We start from the raw sequence: 22,849 nt of genomic DNA, 5'->3' as shown, positions 1-22,849 counted from the left end.
CTTAGAAAAAATATCTCAAAAAATCCTGGAATCGATCACGCGATAGAGCGATCGTTCTATACGAGCACAGTTATGTTACCTTCTGACAACAGTTCGATTTTTAGGAAAAACTTCGTGGAAAAGCTGAAAAATGGTGCCTCTCCGGCCAAGTTGTGGCGGCGGAAGGCCTGATTACGGTTAATTTTTCGAAAAAAGGCGCCCGATTCTTCATCGGGCGCCTTGGAATGAAATACTATTGAAAGTTGATTTTACGAAGCTTCATCTACACGCGAGAGCGCGATCTTGAGGCTCGCGAGCTGGACCGTCAGCTCTTCCAGACGTTCCCGTTCGGCTGCCACGACCTCCGGGTTGGCGTTGGCGACGAACTTCTCGTTGGAGAGCTTGCCGTTGATCCTTGCCATTTCGGCCTCGGTCTTGGCGATCGCCTTTTCGAGGCGGGCCTTTTCGGCGCCGAGATCGATCAGCGCGCCGAGCGGCAGGCAGACCGTCGCTTCGCCAGCCACGATCTGGGCCGCACCCTTCGGCGCCTGCTCGGCCAGCGAAATGCCATCGACACGCGCCAGGCGCTTGATCGCCGCATCGTGGCGCGACAGCCGGTCACGCGTCAGGCTGTTGGCGTTAACGAAGACGAGCGGGGCTACGGCCGACGGCGGTACGTTCATTTCGGAGCGAACCGAGCGGATATCGGAGACGAGGTCGATCAGCCAGTTGATCTCGTCGGCTGCCGCGTCGTCGGCGTAGGACGGCGACGGCCATTCGGCGTGGCAGACCAGGCCATCACGCTCGCGACCCTCGCCTGCCGTATGCGCCCAGAGCTCTTCGGTCATGAAGGGCATGAACGGGTGCAGCAGCTTGTAGATCTCTTCGAGCACGTAGGCGACGCAGGACTGCGCCTCCTTCTTGGCGCCCTCGTCCGTGCCGCCGAAGATCGGCTTCAGCAGTTCGAGATACCAATCGCAGACCTGATTCCAGACGAAGCGATAGAGCACGCCGGCGGCATCGTTGAAGCGATAGGCTTCGACCGCCTCGGTAAGATCGCGTTCGGTGCGGGACAGTTCCGTCAGGATCCAGCGGTTGACCGTGAGCTCGGCGGCTTCAGGAATGAAATGCGGGTCGTTGACGACGCCGTTCATCTCGGCGAAGCGCGTCGCATTCCAAAGCTTGGTGCCGAAGTTGCGATAGCCGGCGATGCGGGCCGGATCGAGCTTCACGTCGCGGCCCTGGGCTGCCATGATCGCCAGCGTGAAGCGCAGCGCGTCGGCGCCGTACTCGTCGATGAGTTCCAACGGGTCGATGACGTTGCCCTTCGACTTCGACATCTTCTGGCCGTTCTTGTCGCGAACCAGCGCGTGGATATAGACCGTGTGGAACGGCTCGACCGGAACGCCGTCCTCGTCCTTCATGAAGTGCAGACCCATCTGCATCATGCGAACAACCCAGAACGGGATGATATCGAAACCGGTAACCAGAACGTTGGTCGGGTAGTAGCGAGCAAGCTCGGGCGTCTTTTCCGGCCAGCCGAGGGTCGAGAACGGCCAGAGAGCGGACGAGAACCAGGTATCGAGCACGTCTTCGTCGCGCGTCAGGATTTCGCCGGGCTGGAAGTTCTCGAGCTTTTCCTCGACCCAAGCCTTCCAAGGTCCCTCGTGAGCGATGTAGTGCTGGATGGCGGCCTGCAGCGCCTCTTCCTCGGTCTTCTCGACGAAGACCTGGCCATCGGGACCGTACCAGGCGGGAATCTGGTGACCCCACCACAGCTGACGGGAAATGCACCAAGGCTGGATGTTTTCCATCCACTGGAAATAGGTGTTTTCCCAGTTCTTGGGCACGAAATTGGTGCGGCCTTCGCGGACCGACGCGATCGCCGGCTGGGCCAGCGTCTTGTTGTCCACCCACCATTGGTCGGTCAGGCGCGGCTCGATCGGCACGCCGCCTCGGTCGCCATGCGGGACGACGTGCTTGTGCGGCTCGATCTTATCGAGCAGGCCGGCCTCTTCGAAAATCTCGACAATGATCTTGCGGGCGGTGAAACGGTCCTGGCCTTCCAAGCGGTCCCAGGCGCCATGCAGGGCCGCCGGATGATCGAGACCTTCGAGGAAGTCCTCGTTTTCCTTGATCGAGATCGAGGCATCGATGTTCATGACGTTGATGGCGCGCAGGCCGGCGCGCTTGCCGACCTCGAAGTCGTTGAAGTCGTGCGCAGGCGTGATCTTGACGGCGCCGGTACCGGCGGTCGGATCGGCGTAATCATCCGCGACGATAGGGATCTTGCGGCCGACGATCGGCAAGATGACATGCTTGCCGACGATCGACTTGTAGCGCTCGTCTTCAGGATTAACCGCGATGCCGGTATCGCCGAGCATCGTTTCCGGACGGGTGGTAGCCACGACGATGTAGTCGCGCGTCTCGAATTCCGTCGGCTTGCCTTCCTCGTCGAAAGCGATCGGGTACTGGTAGGTGACGCCCGCTTCCAGCGGATAGCGGAAGTGCCAGAGATTGCCCTTCACCTCCAGCTGCTCGACTTCCATGTCCGAAATCGCGGTCAGGAGCTTCGGGTCCCAGTTGACGAGGCGCTTGTCCTTGTAGATCAGGCCTTCCTTGTAGAGGCTGACAAAGACTTCGAGGACGGCCTCGGACAGGCCCTCGTCCATGGTGAAGCGCTCGCGCGACCAATCACAGGAGGCGCCGAGGCGCTTCAGCTGGTTGAAGATCAGGCCACCCGATTCGTTCTTCCACTCCCAGACCTTCTCGATGAAGGCTTCGCGGCCCATGTCGCGGCGGCCCGGAAGCTGCTGTTCCATCAGCTTGCGCTCGACGACCATCTGCGTGGCGATGCCGGCATGGTCCATGCCCGGCTGCCACAGCACATCCTTGCCGCGCATGCGCTCGAAGCGGACCATGATGTCCTGCAGCGTGTTGTTCAGCGCGTGGCCCATGTGCAGCGAACCCGTCACATTCGGCGGCGGAATCACGATGGTGAAGCTTTCAGCGCCCGGCTTGGCGTTGGCGCCCGCGCGGAAAGCGTCCGCCTCGTCCCATTTCGCGGCGATCTTCGGTTCAACGGCTGCGGAATCGTAGGTCTTTTCGAGCATTTTTGGACCAAATCTGGAGGTTTTCTGGATGCGGGTTGTAAATAGGATGCCCGCCGGCAAGTCAATAAAAAAGCCGCCCCGGGGACCGGAGCGGCTCTTTGTAAAAAGCGACGGATCCGATCAGCGGCGCGGGCCGCGCGCCACGCGCTCGATCTCTTCGCGCACGAGGCGCTCGACCAGGGTCGGCAGGTTGTCGTCGAGCCAGTCGCGCAGCATCGGGCGCAGCATATCTTCGGCGATCTCGTCCAGCGAGCGGCGCTCGGCGCCATCGATGGCGGCGGCCAGTTCCTCGAAGGAGCGGGCGATCTGCAGGCCGGCATCCTGCGACAGCAGCGACTGCTGGGTTTCGTCCATCAGGCTCGGCAGAAGGCGATCCGATAGCGGCGCGGAAACCGGCTCGGCGAAGAGCGGCTGTGCTGCGATCGGCGCGGCAGCCATGGGCGGAGCGATGGCGACCTGCTCCTGAACCGGCGCTGCCGCTGGCTGAACCGTTTCCGTCTCCACGGCCGCCGGCTCCTGAGACGGCATTTCGAATGCCATCGCGGCCGATTCTTCGACCAGCACGGGCTCAGGCGTACGCTGAGCCGCCGGGGCGGCCTGGTGCATCACCGGGTGCTCCTCGACTGCCTGGTGCGGCTGAGCTTCCATGACGGGAGCCGGTGCGACCGGCGCAGGCTGCTGGCGGAACTCGAGGGGTGGTTCGCGCTGCGGCTGAAGGGTGTTGCGCTCGGAGGCGGCGCGAACGCGGGCGGCGACATCGGCGAGCGACATAGCGGCGCGCGGCGCTTCCTGCGCAGGTGCGGAGCCAGCGGAATTGGCGGCTACGAAGCGCGGATCGGTCTGCTGCGGTGCGGGATCGGGGAATTCCACGCCGGCATAGGCCTGATCAACAGTCAGATGAATGTCGGAGCCGTGATCGTCTTCATCATCACCATAAACAGGCGGCAGCGATGCGGAGAGTGCCCTGCCCGCGCCCGGCTCATTGCTTTCGATGATCTGGCGGATCGACGCCAGGATTTCTTCCATGGACGGTTCACGCGCTACGCTTGGCTGAGCCATATCTATCCCCGTTATTCTCAAACAACGACCGGATTGCGAGGTGTCGGCATCCGAATCACCCAGACTGTAGGATAGCCGATCGGGGAAAAAAATCATCGCGAATCAAATGACTGCCGCTTTGCACAGTTTTCTCAAAGGTCAATGACTGCTTCGACGGTCCGCCTGAAACAGAAACGGGCGCCAGTGGCGCCCGCATCATCGAAAACCCGCGTCGCGCGTCGCTTAGAACACGAATTCGCGTGCCTTGGCAAAGCCCGGCAACGGCTTGACGGAAGCGTTGAAGAAGACATTCTCGGAGACCGCGCCGCGCTCGCTGACGAACACCGTCGCGCGGGCCGAGCCGCCATATCCCTTGATGGTGACAAGGCGACCGCCTTCACGCAGCTGCGAGAAGAGCGAAGCCGGAACCTCTTCCACCGCGCCGTTGACGAAGATCAGGTCGTAGGGCGCGCCCTTGGCGCTGCCAGCTTCGAGCGATCCCGTTACGACGGATACGTTGGCGTAATCGGCAAGGTTTGCCGTTGCCTCGGCGGCCAGCGCTTCGTCTTCTTCGAGCGCCACAACGGAACCGGCGAGCTTGGAGAAGAGTGCGGAGACGTAACCCGTGCCGCAGCCGACATCGAGAACGACGTCATCCTTGGTCACGGCTGCAAGCTGCAGCAGCTTGGCGAGCGGCGACGGCTGCATCAGGAAACGCGCCGGCTTGCCGGCTGCCGCCGGACAGATTTCGACGTCGGTGTCGATGTAGGAGATCGCCTTGGACTTTTCCGGGACGAAAGCCTCACGCGGCACGGCAAGGAAAGCGGCCTGAACGGAATGAGAGGTGACATCCGTGGTGCGGATTTGGTTGTCGACCATGTTGGCGCGTGCCGTCTCGAAATTCATAGTGTCCTCTCGCCCAATGAAAAGCGCTTATTGCTCACCCGTGTCTTAATCGCAGGGGAACCGGCTTTCAAGGCTTCCTTAGCGACTGCAGCAAGAATTCGGACGGCAAACCCAATCCCTCAAGGACTCAAGAACAATCCATGGAAACGTTCATGAGATTGTGATAATATTGCAACCGGAGGAATAAGGAGGAGAAGACCATGTCAGTCATAGCTGAATATTTCTCGCTGTTCGACTTTTTCATCGTCGCCGCGCTCATCGCGATCATGTGCTGCGGGTTACTTGGAAAAGAGACAAGCTGAGATTTGGACATCGTCCCCCCGCAACCACGACGTTCAGGTGGTCGTCAGCTTTATTAGCGATGACTTGAACCGCTAAGAACGAAGCCAGCGGGGTGTCATGACGAAATCAGCTCTCTTGGGCGGTCTCTTTATCGGAGGCCTGCTTGCAATTGTCGTGATGATACCGCTCGTGCATGCCAGCGTGCCTGGCGTAGCGACCAATGGCGTGTCGCCGCTCGTTTCGTTGCGGGGCGGCAACTGACAGAAGCCAACCGCGTCAAAACGGGCATTGATGCCCATTCTTCGATGGCCGTTCGTCGGGCGATGTCCCATGGCTCACTTTGGCGCCTGAAATCCCCCAGGTTTTTGAACAACCCCCTTGCGCTTGTTTTCTATTCATTCTAAATGCCGCCCACGCTTTCGAAAGTAAGCGTCGTGAGGCCTCGTGGCGGAGTGGTGACGCAGAGGACTGCAAATCCTTGTACCCCGGTTCAATTCCGGGCGAGGCCTCCAATATCTTCACATCACATTTTTATCTTGCTGAAAAAGCACCGGAATTTTTCCGGTGTGGCAATTTGGACTTGAACCCTTCCGCCACACCAAATCGAGGTGTGGCAATGCGTTCCCGATTCGACCAATTGACAGCAACCGATTCGACGCGAAATTTATCGCATGCCCGATCGCTACCAACCCCTCTACCACTGGCGCTAAAGGAGATGAATGAAATGCAGCCTCTGACATATGCTGACTTCCCGATCTACAGCATCGGGGCTCTCGTCTATCGGCGTACCGAATCCAGTCCGTTCCTAACGGCATCCAGCGATGCTGTCGCTGCGGATATCGCGATGCGTTTGAACAGAGACAATATGACGTCCTACGGACATCAGGCACGGCCAGAAGAGGGCGTCTATATCGGCGGCGGCCTGATATCGGTTCGGCCATAGACCTTGTATCGTCCCCTCTACCACTGGCGCCGCACGAAGCTGGACGAGAACGACGAACCTAGCGATTCCGACTGGTCAGGCTATGACGGGAATATCGGGATAGGTAGGATACAGCTGCAGCCGCATGGCCCGACTAAGGGGAAGTGGCTCTGGGCCGCGCATGGTCCTCACGTCCGCCACCGGCATACACCACACACAGGATATGAAGTGGAAGGACGCGAAGCCATGAGGAAGGTCGAGGAATACTATCACGCGCTGATGGCGGCGAATGGGATGAAGGGGAGCAGGCAGGGCTAGCCGCCCGCCCCTGTAAGCCTCTGGCGCTCGACGCGATCGAGGCGCTCTCGAATATCAAGCATGAAGTCGCGCTGCCCGTAGACACTACCCTGCGCGGTCTTGATATCATCGATCTGGCGCTGCTGGTCTTGGAATCGCTGATCGTAGCTTGCCCACACCCGATCAAGCTCTTCTCTCGGGACTTGCGCGTCTCTGACTTCCTTGACGGAACCTTCCATCCTAGACCGGTCTTCCGCGCCTCGGGCTGTTCGCCACTCCATCTCCTTTTGCGTCACCATCTTGTCGACGACAGTGCTGATAGCCAGCGCGGTGCTAGCGATCTGCGCCTTCGCGTCCTCCCTGATCTGGGAAATGTTGTCTTTGATAGGCTGAAGAGCGAGGAAGCCCAAGCCTGCAAGGACTGAGACGGTGATCGAGCTAAAGCCGATGATCAGCGGCCATTGGGTTTTCGACCCACCCCGGACGTCATCCGATAGGCCGCGGATCTGCGACCCGATGTCAGTGAAGCCCTGCCGCATCCTGAGGTCAAGATCGGCGATCCTTGTCGCCTGGTTCTCTACCCGCTCGCCGAGCTGGACATATTTGGTCTCGGGGTCGAAGTGACCGTTGGTCGCCATATCCGTTCCTCTGCTCATTCGATCCCCGTATGCCCTTTCAATGCGGATGCAATGCTATCGTTCAGCCGCGCCGTGCGCTCTGCATTCTGTTGGTGTCCAGACCGATGCGGCACATAGGCCTGCAGCCGTATCGTCGATCGCGTCCTGATCCTTCTTGGTGGCTCCTTTGGCCCCGATCAGGGAGGTGCCGACGATTGCCCTAGTCGTTGTCGACAGGCTTGACTTCGTGGCACTCACCCTTTGCGAAGTCGTACACGCCGCCGCGCTCAGAGCACAGACGACGACGAACGCGAGCTTGATCCGCTGCATTGCTCAGTTCTCCGATTGCCTTGTTGGTGGCCGCTGTTGCTTCGGCAGCCTCGATCGTGCGCCCGCGATGCTCAGCGGCAGGAAGCCACCACACGGTGTTGAGGGTGGAATAGACGATGAAGACGAGGAGGCCGCCGATCGAAGCGGCACACCCGGCTTTCAGCCATTCAGGCAGCAACTTGAGCATCGGTCTTCACCTGGAGATCGAGAGCATCGAGGCGTTCGGCCTTACGGCGGTTCGCGTACCAGCGGTAGGCAAGGCCGCCGACGGTCAGAACAGCGCCGACGATGATTAGACCGGCCACCACCTTGCCGACGAGTTCCGAGCCGTAGCTGTAAGGTGCAAGCTGGTCACGGACCTGCTCAAGAGTGACCGCAATGCCGCCAGAGCCAACGCCGCCGCCAGTCGAGGCGTCGGCAGCCGCCAGCGTTGGGGCTGCCTTCGCATCCGACAGGAAGGCCTTTGCATCACCGCCAGAGGCATAGTGCACCTCAGGACCGACAGAGCCGCTCGCCCATGCCTGCCCCACGGCAAGCACGCCGTTGACGCGAGCCGTCCACCCCTTGCCGAAGGTCTTGAACGTCTTCAGCGCCCGCAGGAAGGCCATACGGCGCTCACAGATGATGGCGATGAGCCGATCGTTGTCATTGACGCCAGCAGCGGCCAGCAGCGTTCCTTGGCCGATTACGCCGTCGATCGCGCCCTGATACAGCCCGAGAGCTTGCAGGGCGCGCTGGAGCCACTTCACGGACTGGCTGACGCCAGAGTTCACCGAGCCGTCAAAGACCACGTAGGAGACGCCTGGCGCGAGCTTGTCGCACTTGGCCTGTTCCCAATACCGCTTACGATAGATCGCCTGCAGCTCTGTCTGGCTGATGTTCCGCACGGAAAGCGGGCTGGCCCCGATTGTCTGACGGTACTCGTCATAGACGCGCTGGGTGACACCCATCATAGTAGCGCCGCCGGGGTCGGCCGGGTGATTGGAAAAACCGCCCTCGTGCACCAGCACCTTGGCGAGGGAACGCGCGAATTCGTTTGCTGGGTCGTTGACCTGCATGGAAGGCTCCAGATTGTGGGATGATGATCAGAAAGGCTTGCTCTTGAGCTGATGCCGGCCGCCGATCGGCTCAGGCTTCCAGCCGAACCAACGCGAGCCGTTGCGGTAGCTGAAAATGCGCTTGCCGCCCTTCAACTCGATAACCACCCAGTGCTTGACGGGAGGCCAGCCGGTACCGCTCTCTAGGATGACGATCGACGCCTCGGCGGAGTAACCCAGCACATAGGCGTTGAAGCGGTAGGCAGGGTTCCTTGCTATCCATGAGACCCGCTGCCACCAGAGCTTGAAGCCGGTGGCGTTAGGGTCATAGCCGTCCTTGTTCTGCTCGATCCCGCCGTCGAGGCTGGCATCATGGGTGTAGAACCAACCCAGCCACTGAACCTGATTGCTGCCGGTGGCCATGGAGATGCCGGCGATGATCGGCGACATCACATAAGACAGCAGCGTCATCAGCCAGGAAATCGGGACGAGCAAGGGGTAGACCAGCACCGATACGGGCGCGAGCCGAAAGACCATCATGAACATGGAGGCTCCGAAGGGTTAGTTGCCGATCGCGCGGACGGTGACGGATACGCCAGCGCCTGCGGTCTGGAATGGGCCGGTGGAGAGAAGCAGCGTAGGGCGAGATATCTTCACCAGCACGTTGCAGCCGTTCTTGGTGGCAGAACCAGCGACAACGCCGCCTCCGACTTCCTGATCGCCTATCCAGCCCTGAATGACGTCGATGTCAGGAGTGGCGGTGAATGCCGGGTTGAAGATGATAGCAGCAATCCCGCTGGAGTCAGTGGTTCCGGAGAAGCGCTCAACACGCTTGGGCGTGCCGGCCGCACCGGTAGCCCCGGTGGCACCTGCCGCGCCCGTGGCTCCGGTATCGCCTTTTACTCCTTGAGCGCCAGTAGCCCCCGTTTGGCCAGCCGGTCCTTGAGGGCCTGTATCGCCTTTGGGTCCGGTTGCTCCGGTTGGGCCTTGGGGTCCGGTGTCTCCGGTGCTTCCTTTCGGCCCGGTCGCTCCTGTGTCACCCTTGTCTCCCTTGTCGCCCTTCGCTCCGGTCGCGCCGGCAGGACCAGCGGGCCCGGTCGCGGTCGGACCTCGATCGGCAATCTTCTGGACGCTCGTCGTCACCGGCTTGCCGCCCTGAATGACGACAGCGACCTCGTTACCAGTCAGTGTTTCAGCAGGTGGAAGCTTGGGAGGCATGTCAGGTCTCCGGGGCTAGGAGTTCATCAGCACGAGACGTAGAGCCGAGAGTGGTCGCGATCATGTCGTGAAGCGTGGTCCACAGAGGATCGGCCGAGTTCAGGTAGGTGGAAGCATCATAGATGCCCTTCAGGCGGGCGTCGGCTTGCTGCATGGCGCCCGTGATGAGTTCGGCTTCGTCGCCGGTCATTCGAATCCATGGGGTGGATTTGGCGATAGTGTACGGGCGGCTGGCCATGTCACTCCGCAAAGCGTTCTGTGCGGCCACGATTTCAGCCTGTTGGGCAGCCGTTGCTTTGACCACCTCGTCGTCAATCATGATGTCCATGTTATCCGCGCTCCCCTTCTACGATTAAACTTCCGGTGATGGTGCCGCTGGCGGGCAGGATACGCAGTGCATTGAACGCGTTGGTGTTGGTGTGCTGATAGCCCCCCGACGAGATAACAACAGTCGTCGCCGTGGAGCCGTACATTTGCATCAGCGCCATCGTGTAAGCGCCAGAATTATTGAAATTGTCGACTTCGATCCTGAACTCTATCGGTGCGGATGCCACCCCGCCTACAGAGTTGGCTGCAGAGACAGGCAAACCGGTCCCGATAGCATTGACGGGTGCGGTCGCGGGCGCGCTCGTGGCGTTAAAGACCATATAGATATAGCTGGAAGCAGTATCGAATGTGGAGCCGTTATCCGCGCTCCACTGCATCGCAAGCGTCGTCGCGGCACTAAGCGTCAGGTAGCCGCGCAGCCGAAGCCGTTTGAAAGCGGATAGGTTCGGAACGATAAGGGAAGACACGGCCGCCGGGGCGTACTCCTTGATGAATTCCCACCGTGACAGCGAGACATCGTTGTCAGGCACCCAGATTTTGCGCTGCTGACCTGCGGTGATCTGACTAAGGTCAAAACCCGCCTTTTTGGTTGGCGCGGATGATGGGGCGAACACAAGATCTTGGATCGCGCCTGTCATCACGCCACCGGCAAGAGCCAGCTTCGTGGCATCAGCAGCAGTGAGAGCGTTTAGAGCTGTCTGCAAGCCCGTGACAGTGGAGATAGCCTGCGCGCCCGTGTGGTTGGCTCTATCAAAGGCGTCGGCATGCTTGTTCTGGGGGTCGTAAACGGACTCTTCCATGAAGCCAAGGCTTGCAACCCCAGCAAACAAGTCGTTGAACGACATGATGCGGTAGAGCCCGAGAACCTTGTCCCACGCCATGAAGAAGACGTTGTCGCCGTCGCCAACGTTCGGGATCTGCACCAGGTCGCCGAAGGAAGGCTTCACGATGAGGTTCGGCGTCCCGTTCGGGCGTTCGACCGTCAGGCCGTTGGTTGCCGTGATCTTGGCGGGGAAGCGCGGCAGCACGCGCATACGAAGGGTCATGATCTACCGAGCGCGCGGGCGCGTCCTCTTGTTGGAGATTTGTCAATGGGGTAGAATCAGCAAGCCCGCCGGGTGTCTCACCACCGCGACGGGCTCTAACCAAACCAACCTTACAGGAGGTCGAAATGGCTGAACTCACATTTACTGATGTATCGAAGCTTCTCAAGTACGAACAAGAGACCTCGAAGCTATTCTGGCTTCCTCGCGCCCCTGATCTTTTCAACGTAGGGAACCGTGGCTCTAAAGTCAGCGCGGATCGATGGAACGACAGGTACGCCGGAGAAGAGGCATTCACCGCTCTCAGGCACGGCTACTTCGTTGGGCACATTTTTCGGCGCATGTATATGGCTCACCGTGTCATTTGGCTCCTGCACTACGGTGAGTGGCCGTCCGATCAAGTGGACCACATCAATGGGGTCAGAACCGACAACCAACTTTCCAACCTTCGCAACGTTACCAATGCAGAGAACGGGCGAAATGCCAAACGCCCCCATGACAACACTAGCGGAACATGTGGGGTCTACTGGAACAAACAAACGCGCCGATGGCGCGCGTACATTGGCTTTGATGGACGCCCTAAACATCTTGGTTCGTTCAAAGACATCGAAGACGCCATAGCTGCAAGAGCGAAGGCCAACGTTGAATTTGGCTACTCCCTTCGCCACGGCTGCGACTAGTTTCTCACCACCCCGTCTACGACCGGCAGCGAGCCGATCAGTTCCTGTTCCGTGAAGTCGTCGAGAGTGACCGTCACCCCGATCTCATAGGTGCCGGCCGAGAGGGTCGACATCTCCGACTTGGTGAAATGCCACTGGATTATCCCATAGCCGGGATAGGTCACATGGCCGTCGTCAGAGGAGCCCGTGAGCGCGCGGCAGCAGTTCGGCATCTGCCTCACCTCTACCTTGACCGTCACGCCTGTGAGGTCGGTGATCACCTGCCCGGTGTCGTCATCGATAAGATCGATCGTCTCCAGCCAGTCGGCACGGTTGGAAACGGGCTTCAGTTGCGCCTCGTACATGCTTACAGCCTTATGTAAATGGTCGTGACGAGCGAGGGTTGCACGTTGTTGTGGGCGGCACCGCCACCAGTGTTGCCAACCGAGACGTTGTGGGCGTGCGCGCCCGCTGGTCTTGTGTTCTGGGACGGGTTCCCCGATGGGGTGTCACCACCCCTAACACCGACAGTGCCAGCGTTGGTGTTGACGTTGGTATCAATCTGGTGGGTGTGGTCACCCTGCACGTCTGTGGACCCCGTATGGCCGTGTGCGGGCATCTCTGCCACCGTGAGGGTGTGCATCCCCTCACCGATCGCCTTGCCGAGCGCGTTGGCATCAGCAACGACGTTGGCGGCGATGTTGCCCATCACGTCATGACCGATGATTACCCGGCCTCGGAAGTCAGGAAGAGTGAGCTGCTTGTTTGCCGACCAGTCAGCCAGGGAGGATCCGCCACGCCCGCCGACAACGACGAGGTTAGCATCAGCATTCCACAGAAACTCGAAGAGCGGTTGAACGTCAGAGTTCGCCCGCTCGGAAGCGCCAGAGGTCGCAGAGCCGATCGTCCGGCCGTTACCGCGCACCCAGCCCGCCTGGAAGCCTTCTCCATACCGGCCCTTGATATCGCCAGTGCTGGCGACACCATTCGGATCAACCGGCGTGACGCTACCGCCACCGCCGCCCTCTGCAGGACCGATTATCGGTATGCCGTCCACATCGAAGACGACAACACCCTCGGCAGATGTCACACGGACACGGTAGAAGCCATCCGCCTCGTCGAAGTAGACCGAGGGCCACCGGCCATAACCATCCGTCACAACCGGGTTCGGCTGCTTGTTGATCAAGCCAAGGTCAAACGACTGATAGGTGGCGATCGGGGTCGTAGTGGCCGCAGCGTAGAAATAAGCGCGGGCGCCGACCATCGGCTTGCCGTTCTCGTCGTAGATCTGATTTTGGCTACTATTCCAGAATCCAGCCATATTCACTTCCCGCGCGAGTTCGTGCATGGTGGCTCAACGCCAGCATGGGGATGAGGATGAAAGTTTCGCTTGTGGTTGCAGTCGTGTCAGTGTGCCTCGCGGGATGCGTGGACACTTCGTCAGCAAAGTTTCAGCAGATGAGCATGCAGAAATGCGAAGGCTTCGGGTACAAGCCGGGGTCAACCGAGATGGCAAACTGCCGGATGCAGTTGACCGTCATGCAAGAGCAGGACAACATGCGCCGGAAGCAGAACATGTCCCGCGCCTTGAGCGAATTCGGTGACGATATGCAGCGCCAGGCCGATCGGAACGCCTACATTCAAGCCGCCCAGGCACGCAACCGGATCAACTGCACCAGCACCCGCTACGGGAACATGGTCAACACCTCATGTCAGTAGGGTCACGTCTCATTGGGCATCAGCACGCGAAGCTGTTGGTTTACACCTTCATCCTGACGTTCTGGCTGCCCATTGTTTTCGCTCCCCTGATCTGCTGGCATCTGACGGACCCCCGAAATCGACGGGAATATCTGCTGGGCTATCGACGGGTCACCGGTTTCGTGGCCGATATATGCCGCCAGAGCGCGAGACGTGTTTTCCAGCAGCTGCGTTGATTGAGCCGTAGGCGCGACGGCCTGGCGCTGATACGCCTTCGTGTAGGCGGCCAAAGCGCGTGCGCTGGTCGGCTTCGACATGATCGAGGACAGCACACGAGCGCCCACCACGGAGCCAACAACGGTAGTCGGGTCGAGAAGCGCCCCACTGAGGTAGCTGGCGCCGATGACGCTCTGCCCAGTCCCTGACGGGTTGGCATACTGGTTCAGCGTCTTGAACTGACGCGAGACCGTGGCGATATCGTCTAGAGCCGTAGAAAGCTCCTTCTTGCCGCCGAAGAGCTGCGTCTTTCCTTCCTGCGACAATCGCCCCCAGCCCGTGACGAAGCGATCGGGCGAGAAGTTACCATCGGCATCACGGCCGAGCTTTGCAATCACCCCAGAGGCCAGATCATTCCATGTCTCGTCACTGACAGCGCCGCGGACACGAGCCATAGCCACACGATCGCCTCGTGAATTGGAGTTGGCCATGGCGGTGATCTTGTCGAAGATCCTTTCATCGGAAGCATCCTTGCCAAGAACTTTCTGCAGACCTTCCCGCTCTCTGGCTGTTTTGGCTGCAAGCTGATTGGCGCTTTCGAACGCCGCAGACGCCTTTTCACCGCCGCCTCGAGCAACTGCGGCTTTCAGATCATCCGACAAGCCGCCATAGATCTGCTTCAGCTCGGCCTCGGAAAAGCCCGATGCCGTGATGCTCTGCGGGTTTTTGAGCGTTTCTCCGATGTTGGTGCGGAGATCCTTGATGCCCTGGTAGTTGAGGCCGTCTTTCTGATCGAGCGCACGGCGCACCAGATTGACTGCGCCACTCTCTGGCAATGAGGCATTTGCTCGACGAGCCGTGATATCGGTCGCGATCTTGGCCGTATTGGTCAAAGGCGTGGTGACGTTCTGGGTGATGAGCGCGTCAACGCCGTCATAGGCCGTCTTCACTCGATCGGGCAGCGTGGTTTTTGCGAAGGTGGTAATACCCTGCCGAGCAGCTGCGCCAGCGTTAGCGGGGTTTCCAGAGCCATAGCCCTCCTGAACGCGGGTTGCCGCATCCCCGATCTGATCGATGGCGTTCTTCGATGCGGTGCGGAGAGGTGTGCCACCGATGGGAACGTTCGACAGAACCTTGCCAGTCTGCTGGACCACAGGCGAATCGCTGGCCACCGCGCGAGGAAGGTCGACGCCGAGGCGGCTTGCGGCTCCGGCCGCTTCCATGCCCTGGCTAGGCGCAGGACGGGGAGCGGCAGCAGCAATTGCCTTGCCCGTCCCCGCTGCCGGCGACATAGGCGAAAACACGCCGGCGAACTCGGTAGCCCGAGCGATCCCCTCATCGCTGGTCGGGTCAACTTCCCCCGCCATGGCGTCCACGGGGAGCATGAAGGCGCGCTTCACAGCCCCGACAATGCCGGCATTGCTGTCAAAGCTCACATTGCCCTCGGCATCCCGGCTGAGTGGCAGGACAGCGCTTGTGTAAGTCTTGTTGGGCTGCTCTGGGGCAGGCGTTGGTTCCGCCACTACAGTAGGCGCAGGAGCGGGAGCCGCCGCTGGTGCAGCCTCGGGCGTGGTGTATTTCGACCACGGCCCAGATTGCGCGGGAGCTGCCGCTTGCGGAGCTGCATACTTCTCCCACGGTCCTGCCATTAGTTCACCTTTTCCCAGTTGTTCGCGTCTGCTGGATTGCCGCCCTTGAAGCGGTAGCCATCTTCGACTGTGCCGGCTTGCGGCCCATCCCCTGCGCCGGCCTTTGCGCGAGCGCGGGTGACGGCGTTGGTCACGATGCCTCGCAGTTCTCCGAGCGCTTCGCGATAATCCGCTTCGCTCTGGGCTGCGTTGAGACGAGCCATGGCGGCGGTTGCCTTGGTGCCTTCCACTTCAGTGATCTGGCCAGCGCCGCGCAACATGTTAAACGCCTGCAAGAAGGCTTGCCCGTTGATCTGGTCGATCTTCGACTGCACACGGGCAGCATCAGAGCTGACATTCGGCAAGCGAGAGTCCACGGCGCCGACCATCCGGTTCAGATATGGGTCGGTGGAAAGGCTGTCGATCGTCGCCAACATCTGGTTGGCAGAGGACTCGACCTGAGGCAGGGCGGCCTTAGCCTCCGCATTGTTCTTGCCTGTGGCTTCTGCTTCCGTCTTGCCAGACAGGTTTTTCGGGGTCTCCATCACGGGTGCGCCGGTCTTGGTGTTAACCGTGAGCGTTCCCGTGCCGGTATCGATATTGCTGATGCCGGGGGTGAGCTTTGCTCCATTCGGAAGCTCCACCTGCCGCAAGCCGCCACCCTTGAGAGGCTGCCATGCGATGGTGTTGCCGTCCTTGTCTTGGCCATACACGAGGTTGAGGCCCGCTTCACTGCCACCAAGGCCTTCTGCCTTCGGATCTTTCGGGAACCGCCCGAGCGCCGTCACTTCGCCCGTCTGTTGGTTTGCTCTAGCGAGCGTCCCATCAGGCAGTGTTACGAACTGCCATGGCTCAGTCGCGCTTTGCCCTTTGACGTTTGCGGCCCAAAGCTGCAGGCCAGTCTCGCGAAGGTTCCTGTCCCTGAGCATGTACTGGATCAATGAAGGGTCTACTGACCCTTTCGTCACGGGCGCAATACCGGGAGCTATGACCCGAGGGCCAGCATCCGCCACCTGCATAGGCGCAGGGCTCGGAGAAGGCGCAGGAGCCGCTTGCGGTGCTGCCGCCGTCTGTGGAGCCGCAGCGATCTGCGGAGGGGCTTCCAGCGCCCTGCCGGGGTCATTGGCACGCATCGGGCCCGCCCAGCCGGGCAGAGGGATACCAATGGACGGATCGTTGCTGGCGACAATGTTACTGGCGACACGCGCGGCCGGTGCCTGCGCTGGAGCAACATCGGCAGGCGCAGCGGCAGGAGCAGCCACGGGGGCGCCCCCAGCGTCTCGAAACTCCTGCGCATAATAGTTCTGCGTCAAAGCGCGACGACGGGCTGCCTCGCCACGGGTCGGATCATCGTGACCAGCGAACGCCCAAGCTCCTGCCATGATGTCGGCCGCCTGCTCGGAAGACTGAGCTGCGTTCAGGCGATCAATCAGCGTAGGATCTTCGGAGAGGAAGAATTCAGCCTGGGTGGACGGCGAGCCATTGCCCTGTTCACCCTTCGAACGGGCGTAGGCCTGCAGGTTGGCCAGGCGACCAGCGCGCCACGACAGGATGCCGCCCGACGTGCCAGCCTGACCAGACTGCGAAGGATCGGACCACGTTGCGTTTGCCTTGTCGCCAGACCAGCCGCTTTCCGATCTACCAGTGGCAGCGACAGCAGCGAGCCCGTAAGGATTCGTGATCTTCTGCTTAACCGTGTCGATGAACGGGGCGTAGGTGCTGCCCTGCGCGGGACCACGCGACACGGGGCCTACAGGAGCCGTCATGGGCGCGCTCGCCTGCTGCTGACCTCCACCTACCAGAGCCGACAAGAAGCCCGCCTGCTGAGGCTGTGCGGCCTGCGCTCCACCGATGCGATCAGCAAGACCATTGAAGGACCGATCGGCCTTGATGTTCTGTGCGATGCCGCCCAGCGTGCCGCCCAGGTTCGACAGCCATGAATTATCCGGCTGCGGGATCGATACGCTGGGGACAAGGAGACTTGCGATTTGAGCCATTAGAAAAGCCCCGCTGCGAGTTTGGCGCCGCCGCCGATCAGGCCACTCAGGAAGCTGCCCTTTGCAGCCGTCTGTGCTTCCTTGGCTTGCGCGATCTGGTTGTTCGTTCCCATGAGGCCCTGAGTGACGCCACTCTCGAGGCCGAGACGATCGCCCGCTGTGCTCTGATAGAGACCGGCGAGATTGTTATAGCCTGCAGCCTGACCGGATGCTGCCGTGAGACCCTGACCGGAAACGCCATTGAGCCGATCGAGCCAGCCGCCGTATTCCTGATTGGCGAGGCTATTGCCGCGATCCTGGAGGGCTGCGAGCAAATTGCCGCTGGATAGGCTACCGCCGGCCGACGCCGCGCGCTCTGCAGCCCTCATGCTCTCATCCACGGCGAACTGATAGCCAGGACCGGCTTGGAAGGCACCCGTAGCCGCAGCATTGCCATCAGCGCCATTCAGGCCCAAGGCATTGCTGTACATGGTGTTGGCAGCCGTTCCGCTGTCGACCCATGGCTGATAAGCACCGATCGCCGAGTTCAGAGCGTCTCCCGACTTCTGCTCCCCGGTATTGATGATGTTGTTGCCGGTGGTCTGAAAGCTCGTGATCAGGCCTTTGTTCTGGTTGGCCGCGTTCTTAGTCGCCTTGCCAACATCGCTACCAGTGAGCGCGCCGAGAAATCCCATTACAGGCCTCCAGTGTCCAAACGCTTCTCAACCTCGCGGATGTGGGCGTCGAGCTTCTTGAAATACGAATACCAGTCACGGTTCATGGTGCCGTTGGCTTCAATGACGCGCTGGATAGGCGGCGGCATCGGAGGGAGCGGGGCTAGATCACTGGCCATCAGTTCACCCTCGCCGCGGCTTCCATCGAGCCAGCCAGAATGGAGGCATAGACGGGATCAGAGATGTCGATGCGGACAACGCGCCCATATCGGCTGCTCATCCCTGCCCGGTTGATGGTCATGGGCGTCTTGTGCTTCGCCAGTCGCCCCAGCGAGCGCTTGAGCGGCGTCCCGAAGTGGTTGCCGCCGTCGTCTGACCAAGAGATCAGGCAAACAGGATCTGTCTCGATCGGTTCCTGACCGGCAACAAGGCCCTGACCGACGAGGATATCGAAATCCATGCGGGACACAGCAATGCGGTTCGGGAAGGCAGCGGACGGAAGCGAAATCACACTCATGACCAGCGGATTGCCTCCCTCGGTCATTTCATCCGGATCCAGCAGCCATATCGAGCCCGTGAGGCGATCCCCGATCACCCAGCCACCAAATGCCTGCACCGAGCAGACACCGCGCCAGTGGTCATCCAGGTAGCTTGCACGCTCATGCCAGAGGCCAGTACCGAGTTCATAGGTCCACGAGAAGTTAGGGCCGGTAACCGTCGCCCACTGGTGGCCCTCGGTGACCGCAACCGTGACATCGATCGTCGACTTGTCGTCTACCCTGGCAATGAGGCGATCGAGATCCGGCGATGAGATCTTCTGCGGCTGATATCCGCCATCGAGCCGGTAGACGCCGTTGTCATCACCGACGAAGACGAGGGCGCTGAAACCGTATTCATTGCCAGCGATGGCGAAAGGCCCGACAATCCCGCGAGGAATGACCGCAGCGCGCGAGAACGGGGAGCCGGTAGCATTGCCGGTGTTCTGCCATACCTCAGTCGCCTGGGGTCCGCAGAGATACAGCAGCTCACCGAAGGCGACGGCGCGGTAAATGCCGCCCGGGTGGCTTTCCGCCTTCGCGAAGTCGAGAGCCGAAACCGTCGTGGTATTGAGGCCAGAGACGAAATATCGACCGTCTCGAATGGCCCAGATGAAATAGCCGTCAAGGAAGTCCACGGTCAGCGACTGAGGCAGATCACCGTCGTTCAAGCTCGTGGGTGCCGAGTTATCGTGAACGACGAAGGTATCGTCCTCAGTGGTGACGAGAATGTCGGGGATCGGCGCCTTGTTGTTCCGGGCAAACGTCACCCGCCCCTCACCCGGCAGAGAGCCGAGATTGGTGACGAGATAGATCGCCCCAGCCTTGGTGATCTTCAGCAACCGCTCTGCCTGGGCCACATAGAGCGCCCCATTGAAGTAATGCAGCCCACGGCAGCCCACAAAAGCGCCTGTGGTGGCGATCTGGGTCAAGCCCGGTACTCGACGGCGGGCGAAGGTCGATCGCGCTCCATCGTCAAGCTTTTCGGCATAGGCGTTGATCAGGCGGCCGGAGCCCTCACCCGGTCGCGCGCCTGGCGCCGTGCTGTTCGGAAATACGATGTCGACCATCAGAAATACAGGCTCGGGATAACGTCAGCGGGCAGCCAATCGCTTTCACGCATGGAGCGGAGAAGGTTTTCGGCCGCTAGCTGGGAATCTGGGTTTTTAGGCACGCCGTAGGAGACGGCAGCTGCATTGGCGAGGATGATCGCCAGAGGGTCTATATACTCGTCGTCGAACTCATCCCGGCTGAATGCGGAATAGATGCCCCGGCGATCGAGCTCGGCCAACTTGCCATCAATGAGCCCGTCAATGTCTTCGACGTTCTCGGCTTCCGGCATCTGGCCAATGCCACCATCAGCCTGCAGCAGCTTGAGCGTGGCCGTGATTAGGTCAATTCGTTTCTTCATCACGGCCACTCCCGTTCTCTTAGTCCTTGATCAGGACGGCTTTCTCATCGTCCGTGGACGCGTTAAATGCCTCGGCGTCCGCCGCGCGCATCGACTTGCCCACTTCCTTGCCATCGGCGTCGTAGACAGCCCACCAGCCGCCGCCCTTGTCCTTGGCCTCAAGCGGGGCCTTGAACTCGATGTCAGCCGGCTTGGCTGGCTCGGTCTTGGTGGCCTTCGGGGCAGCCGGCTTGGCTGGCTCGGGGCTCTTCTCAGCCTTTGCGACCTTGAAGAACCGATTGCCGGAGAGCTTGGCGGCAACGTCATCGCTGACCTCGACCGCCTTGCCATCGGTGAAGGCAACGCCGAAGGCTTCAACCTCTTCAGCGTCACCGTTTGCGTGATAGGTGACCTTCGGCATTAGCTCTGACCCCTCGTGTTGTAGTGGGTCCAATTGCGCGGATTGGCGAACTCGACGACGAATTCGGCAACGCCGGCCGTGGCCGCGGCTCCGGTCTGGGTGTACTTGGCGAAGAACTGAGTGTCCGCCGCCAATTCGGTGCCGATGTCGACGCCGGTACCAGCCTTGAAGCCGGTGGAGCCCGCAGCAGCATTGGCGCTGGTGACAAGGCTATCCGGCACGGATGCCGTTCCCAGGGTGAGGACGTTCGTCGTGGCGGCGTTGAAGGCCGTCTCGACACGAACATATGCGCGAAGGACGATCGAGCCCTTTTCGAGATTGACAACCGGAACGGTACCGGCGGCCATGCCCTGCTGATCGAAGTTCACGCGGCGGCGCCATACGCCGACCCCGACATCCTCGGGGTGCTTGATGGCGTTGGTGAAGATAGGGTTTGGTGCCATGATGGTGATCCTTCCTTAGTCGCCGATCGAGGCAACGAAGCCGTTGACGACGCCGCGCTGCTTGCCGAGGACATTGGTTTGGGTTCCGTCGAGGGCATCGACCGTGGCGCCGCTATCACCGATGGTGTAGCCGAGCTTCTTCATGCCCCACTTGCCGATCATGCCGAGACCTTCGACCTGATCGTAATCGTCCTTCTGTTCACGGGACTTGTAGCGGGACTTGATAGCCCAGCCCAAAGCCTCCTGACCGAGCAGGAAGATCGGCGCGACATTGATGCCGGAAGCACCAACACCGGTAAGGACCGGCATGTCGTCGACTTCGTGGATGATGACGCCATCCCACTCGCGGTCACCACCGAGGAACAGGCCCTCGTTGCGGCGCTGAACGGAGACCGTGCGCTCTGCATCGCTCATCGAGGCCACGATATCGCGCATGGCGAAGGTGTCGACGAAGGCAACGAAGAAGCGGCGGTTTTCCGATTCCGAGATGGAGACAGGCGTGATGCGCGGACGAGCGCGGAGCGCGATACGCTTCATCAGCGAAATCGTGTCCTTGGTGGCACGGCCGCCAGGCGATGCGATGTTCGCCAGCGAGGATGCGTGGTTGTTGGTCACGTAGTTGGCGACGGCGTTGCCGTACAGTACGCGATCCTTGTTGTTGGTGTGCCAGGTGTTCTTTTCGGCCGTGGTAGCGTCCGAGTAGGTCACGTTCAGGCCCTGGCCAACATCCTGCAGGCGCTCGATGACTTCGTACTTCACGTCTTCATCGGCCCAGGTCTTGAGGTTCGCCTTGGATGCGGCGCGCAGATCGATCGCGGCCAGATCCTTGTCGAGCTCATGCATGGATATGCCCTTCTTGCGCATATCCCAGTAGGCCTTGTCGCCAAACTCACCGAGCTTGTCTTCGTGACCGCGCAGAGGCTGGCGACCACGGATAGAGCCCTTCTTGAGGTTGGTGATGAATTCGAAGGAGATGCCATTGCCGCGCTCAGAGGCAAAGTCTTCCTTCATGACGATCGGATTGTCGGTTCCGGTCCCGGCGTAGGCCGCGAACGGGTTGTTCTGGTAGAATTCGACGCTGAACTTATCGTCCCAAATCTCGGGAGACAGCCCAGGGGTCACACGGGTCTCAGCCATGAGTGGTTACCTTTGATGAGAAGCGGCTATCGCTTCATGATTTCCGAAAGGGGCCGCGGGCCGCCGTATTCCGGACCACCACGAGGGCCGCTGGTGGGCTTGCTCGAAAAGGCGGTTGGAAGGACCGGCGCTGCGGCTGGTGCCGTTGGTGCTGCTGCCTGTGGCTGCTGTTGCTGCTGGGCGAGATATTCGGCGATGACCTTCTGCTTGTAGGCTTCTGGATCAGTGCCGACTTCGGACAGGACCGATTGGCCCTTGTGCCACTTCACGAGATTGTCGAAGGGGTTGCCGCCTGCCATGATCTGCTGATGCAAAGCCCTGCCTTGTGGAGTGCCTGCCAAAGCGTTGGCGGCTTCCTTCGCGGCATTGACAGCCTCCGGAGAGTGGAGCGCTGCTGCTCTGGATTCCCAGAGTTCCTCTCGCACTTCCTGCAATTGCTGCTGAAGCGGCGAGATCTGGTGCTGCAGATACGCATCCGGGTCTTCGAACATCGAGGGCGGAGGCGCTGGCGGTTCAGCGGGAGTGGCCGGCTGCGACAGGCGCGCGATCTGGTCGCGAAGCTCTCGCATATCCTTCTCGTAGCGGTCCTCGAGTTCCTTGCGCTTGCCGCGCTCGGAGTCGAGAGCCTTGATCGGGACAAAGCCATTCGGCTGCTGTTCGGGCGTCTCCGGCGCTGGCGCTGCAGGATCTACCACCGGAGCGGCGGCAGGCTGTGCGGGCGCAGGATCGGAAGCCTTCGGAGCAAACCGTCCCTTGTCGTCTCGTGTCGCGCCATCGGCAGGAGCGGCCGGAGCCGGTGCCTCTGGTGCGGCGGGTTCTACTGGTTCAGACACGGCGTGGCCGCGCCCGGACATGATTTCGTCCAGCGACATTTCAGACACAGTGTTTTCCTCGTTCGTGGGGATTACGATTGCCCGCTAGTCCGGCACCGACATTGCCCTTCGGTTGGCACCACCTGGCAG

The 22,849-nt window shown here is 60.7% G+C and carries 27 protein-coding genes and 1 tRNA gene; 5 read left to right on the top strand and 23 right to left on the bottom strand.

The window, feature by feature from the left end; translation table 11 throughout:
- Positions 1-248 precede the first annotated feature (248 nt).
- The 3 genes from QTL96_RS00350 to QTL96_RS00340 all read right to left on the bottom strand — a co-directional run bounded on the left by QTL96_RS00350 (position 249) and on the right by QTL96_RS00340 (position 5,036).
- Positions 249-3,092 carry a valine--tRNA ligase gene (locus QTL96_RS00350; RefSeq protein ID WP_289726283.1) on the bottom strand — a complete coding sequence of 948 codons (2,844 nt, stop codon included), beginning with the start codon at positions 3,090-3,092 and terminating at the stop codon, positions 249-251.
- 120 nt (positions 3,093-3,212) lie between these two features.
- On the bottom strand, positions 3,213-4,151 hold the full coding sequence (locus QTL96_RS00345) for a DUF2497 domain-containing protein (protein ID WP_289726282.1): 939 nt from the start codon (positions 4,149-4,151) through the stop codon (positions 3,213-3,215).
- A gap of 222 nt (positions 4,152-4,373) precedes the next feature.
- Complete coding sequence (locus QTL96_RS00340; RefSeq protein ID WP_289726281.1) at positions 4,374-5,036, bottom strand: protein-L-isoaspartate O-methyltransferase; 663 nt, start codon at positions 5,034-5,036, stop codon at positions 4,374-4,376.
- Positions 5,037-5,435: 399 nt separating this feature from the next.
- Here QTL96_RS00340 and QTL96_RS00335 point away from each other — a divergent pair, with 399 nt between their 5' ends.
- From QTL96_RS00335 to QTL96_RS00325, 3 genes are all read left to right on the top strand, one after another.
- Positions 5,436-5,579: a hypothetical protein gene (locus QTL96_RS00335; protein WP_289726280.1), complete on the top strand. Its 144-nt coding sequence runs from the start codon at positions 5,436-5,438 to the stop codon at positions 5,577-5,579.
- Between the two features lie 177 nt (positions 5,580-5,756).
- Positions 5,757-5,830 (top strand) — tRNA-Cys (locus QTL96_RS00330).
- Between the two features lie 212 nt (positions 5,831-6,042).
- Positions 6,043-6,261: a hypothetical protein gene (locus QTL96_RS00325; RefSeq protein ID WP_289726279.1), complete on the top strand. Its 219-nt coding sequence runs from the start codon at positions 6,043-6,045 to the stop codon at positions 6,259-6,261.
- Positions 6,262-6,554: 293 nt separating this feature from the next.
- Here the strand turns inward: QTL96_RS00325 and QTL96_RS00320 are convergent, their stop codons facing one another.
- From QTL96_RS00320 to QTL96_RS00290, 8 genes are read right to left on the bottom strand one after another with little or no spacing between them, the layout of a single operon-like run.
- Entirely contained in the window at positions 6,555-7,175 is a 621-nt protein-coding gene (locus tag QTL96_RS00320; RefSeq protein ID WP_289726278.1) for a hypothetical protein, read from the bottom strand.
- A 54-nt stretch (positions 7,176-7,229) separates the two neighbouring features.
- Positions 7,230-7,484, bottom strand: a complete 255-nt coding sequence (locus tag QTL96_RS31230; protein WP_354669112.1) for a hypothetical protein — start codon at positions 7,482-7,484, stop codon at positions 7,230-7,232.
- Complete coding sequence (locus tag QTL96_RS00315) at positions 7,375-7,671, bottom strand: hypothetical protein (protein WP_289726277.1); 297 nt, start codon at positions 7,669-7,671, stop codon at positions 7,375-7,377. Before QTL96_RS00315 ends, QTL96_RS31230 begins: the two co-directional genes overlap by 110 nt.
- A complete protein-coding gene (locus tag QTL96_RS00310; protein ID WP_289726276.1) occupies positions 7,652-8,542 on the bottom strand; it encodes a glycoside hydrolase family 108 protein in 891 nt (296 codons plus the stop codon). The genes QTL96_RS00315 and QTL96_RS00310 overlap by 20 nt, the downstream gene beginning before the upstream one ends.
- Positions 8,543-8,569: 27 nt before the next feature.
- Positions 8,570-9,067: a hypothetical protein gene (locus tag QTL96_RS00305; protein WP_289726275.1), complete on the bottom strand. Its 498-nt coding sequence runs from the start codon at positions 9,065-9,067 to the stop codon at positions 8,570-8,572.
- 15 nt (positions 9,068-9,082) lie between these two features.
- A complete protein-coding gene (locus QTL96_RS00300) occupies positions 9,083-9,739 on the bottom strand; it encodes a hypothetical protein (protein ID WP_289726274.1) in 657 nt (218 codons plus the stop codon).
- A 1-nt stretch (position 9,740) separates the two neighbouring features.
- Positions 9,741-10,067 carry a hypothetical protein gene (locus QTL96_RS00295; protein ID WP_289726273.1) on the bottom strand — a complete coding sequence of 109 codons (327 nt, stop codon included), beginning with the start codon at positions 10,065-10,067 and terminating at the stop codon, positions 9,741-9,743.
- Position 10,068: 1 nt separating this feature from the next.
- Entirely contained in the window at positions 10,069-11,112 is a 1,044-nt protein-coding gene (locus QTL96_RS00290) for a hypothetical protein (RefSeq protein ID WP_289726272.1), read from the bottom strand.
- Between the two features lie 125 nt (positions 11,113-11,237).
- Here QTL96_RS00290 and QTL96_RS00285 point away from each other — a divergent pair, with 125 nt between their 5' ends.
- The gene (locus QTL96_RS00285) at positions 11,238-11,789 is read left to right on the top strand and encodes an HNH endonuclease signature motif containing protein (RefSeq protein WP_289726271.1); all 552 of its coding nucleotides are present in this window, start codon (positions 11,238-11,240) and stop codon (positions 11,787-11,789) included.
- Here QTL96_RS00285 and QTL96_RS00280 read toward each other — a convergent pair.
- Both QTL96_RS00280 and QTL96_RS00275 read right to left on the bottom strand, forming a co-directional pair.
- Positions 11,786-12,133 (bottom strand): hypothetical protein, encoded by a 348-nt coding sequence (locus QTL96_RS00280; protein WP_289726270.1) that lies wholly within the window; start codon positions 12,131-12,133, stop codon positions 11,786-11,788. The genes QTL96_RS00285 and QTL96_RS00280 overlap by 4 nt on opposite strands.
- 2 nt (positions 12,134-12,135) lie before the next feature.
- Entirely contained in the window at positions 12,136-13,089 is a 954-nt protein-coding gene (locus tag QTL96_RS00275; RefSeq protein ID WP_289726269.1) for a hypothetical protein, read from the bottom strand.
- A gap of 137 nt (positions 13,090-13,226) precedes the next feature.
- Between QTL96_RS00275 and QTL96_RS00270 the strand changes: the two genes are divergently transcribed.
- On the top strand, positions 13,227-13,487 hold the full coding sequence (locus tag QTL96_RS00270) for a hypothetical protein (protein WP_289726268.1): 261 nt from the start codon (positions 13,227-13,229) through the stop codon (positions 13,485-13,487).
- Between the two features lie 2 nt (positions 13,488-13,489).
- Here QTL96_RS00270 and QTL96_RS00265 read toward each other — a convergent pair whose 3' ends face one another.
- From QTL96_RS00265 to QTL96_RS00220, 10 genes are all read right to left on the bottom strand, one after another.
- A complete protein-coding gene (locus QTL96_RS00265) occupies positions 13,490-15,118 on the bottom strand; it encodes a hypothetical protein (RefSeq protein ID WP_289726267.1) in 1,629 nt (542 codons plus the stop codon).
- 212 nt (positions 15,119-15,330) lie between these two features.
- Positions 15,331-17,307, bottom strand: coding sequence for a hypothetical protein (locus QTL96_RS00260; protein WP_289726266.1), 1,977 nt, complete (start codon positions 17,305-17,307; stop codon positions 15,331-15,333).
- Positions 17,307-17,981 (bottom strand): hypothetical protein, encoded by a 675-nt coding sequence (locus QTL96_RS00255; RefSeq protein ID WP_289726265.1) that lies wholly within the window; start codon positions 17,979-17,981, stop codon positions 17,307-17,309. The genes QTL96_RS00260 and QTL96_RS00255 overlap by 1 nt, the downstream gene beginning before the upstream one ends.
- Positions 17,981-18,139 (bottom strand): hypothetical protein, encoded by a 159-nt coding sequence (locus tag QTL96_RS00250; protein WP_289726264.1) that lies wholly within the window; start codon positions 18,137-18,139, stop codon positions 17,981-17,983. The genes QTL96_RS00255 and QTL96_RS00250 overlap by 1 nt, the downstream gene beginning before the upstream one ends.
- On the bottom strand, positions 18,139-19,566 hold the full coding sequence (locus tag QTL96_RS00245; RefSeq protein ID WP_289726263.1) for a hypothetical protein: 1,428 nt from the start codon (positions 19,564-19,566) through the stop codon (positions 18,139-18,141). The genes QTL96_RS00250 and QTL96_RS00245 overlap by 1 nt, the downstream gene beginning before the upstream one ends.
- Entirely contained in the window at positions 19,566-19,907 is a 342-nt protein-coding gene (locus QTL96_RS00240) for a hypothetical protein (RefSeq protein ID WP_289726262.1), read from the bottom strand. The genes QTL96_RS00245 and QTL96_RS00240 overlap by 1 nt, the downstream gene beginning before the upstream one ends.
- 19 nt (positions 19,908-19,926) lie before the next feature.
- On the bottom strand, positions 19,927-20,307 hold the full coding sequence (locus tag QTL96_RS00235) for a hypothetical protein (RefSeq protein WP_289726261.1): 381 nt from the start codon (positions 20,305-20,307) through the stop codon (positions 19,927-19,929).
- A complete protein-coding gene (locus QTL96_RS00230; RefSeq protein ID WP_289726260.1) occupies positions 20,307-20,750 on the bottom strand; it encodes a hypothetical protein in 444 nt (147 codons plus the stop codon). The genes QTL96_RS00235 and QTL96_RS00230 overlap by 1 nt, the downstream gene beginning before the upstream one ends.
- 15 nt (positions 20,751-20,765) lie before the next feature.
- Complete coding sequence (locus QTL96_RS00225) at positions 20,766-21,887, bottom strand: DUF4043 family protein (RefSeq protein ID WP_289726259.1); 1,122 nt, start codon at positions 21,885-21,887, stop codon at positions 20,766-20,768.
- Positions 21,888-21,913: 26 nt separating this feature from the next.
- On the bottom strand, positions 21,914-22,768 hold the full coding sequence (locus tag QTL96_RS00220; protein ID WP_289726258.1) for a hypothetical protein: 855 nt from the start codon (positions 22,766-22,768) through the stop codon (positions 21,914-21,916).
- Positions 22,769-22,849 lie beyond the last annotated feature (81 nt).

The sequence above is a fragment of the Rhizobium sp. S163 genome (assembly GCF_030380805.1).
Taxonomy (GTDB): domain Bacteria; phylum Pseudomonadota; class Alphaproteobacteria; order Rhizobiales; family Rhizobiaceae; genus Rhizobium.
The sequence above is the reverse complement of the archived record's forward strand: the minus strand, read 5'-3'. Positions and strand labels throughout refer to the sequence as shown.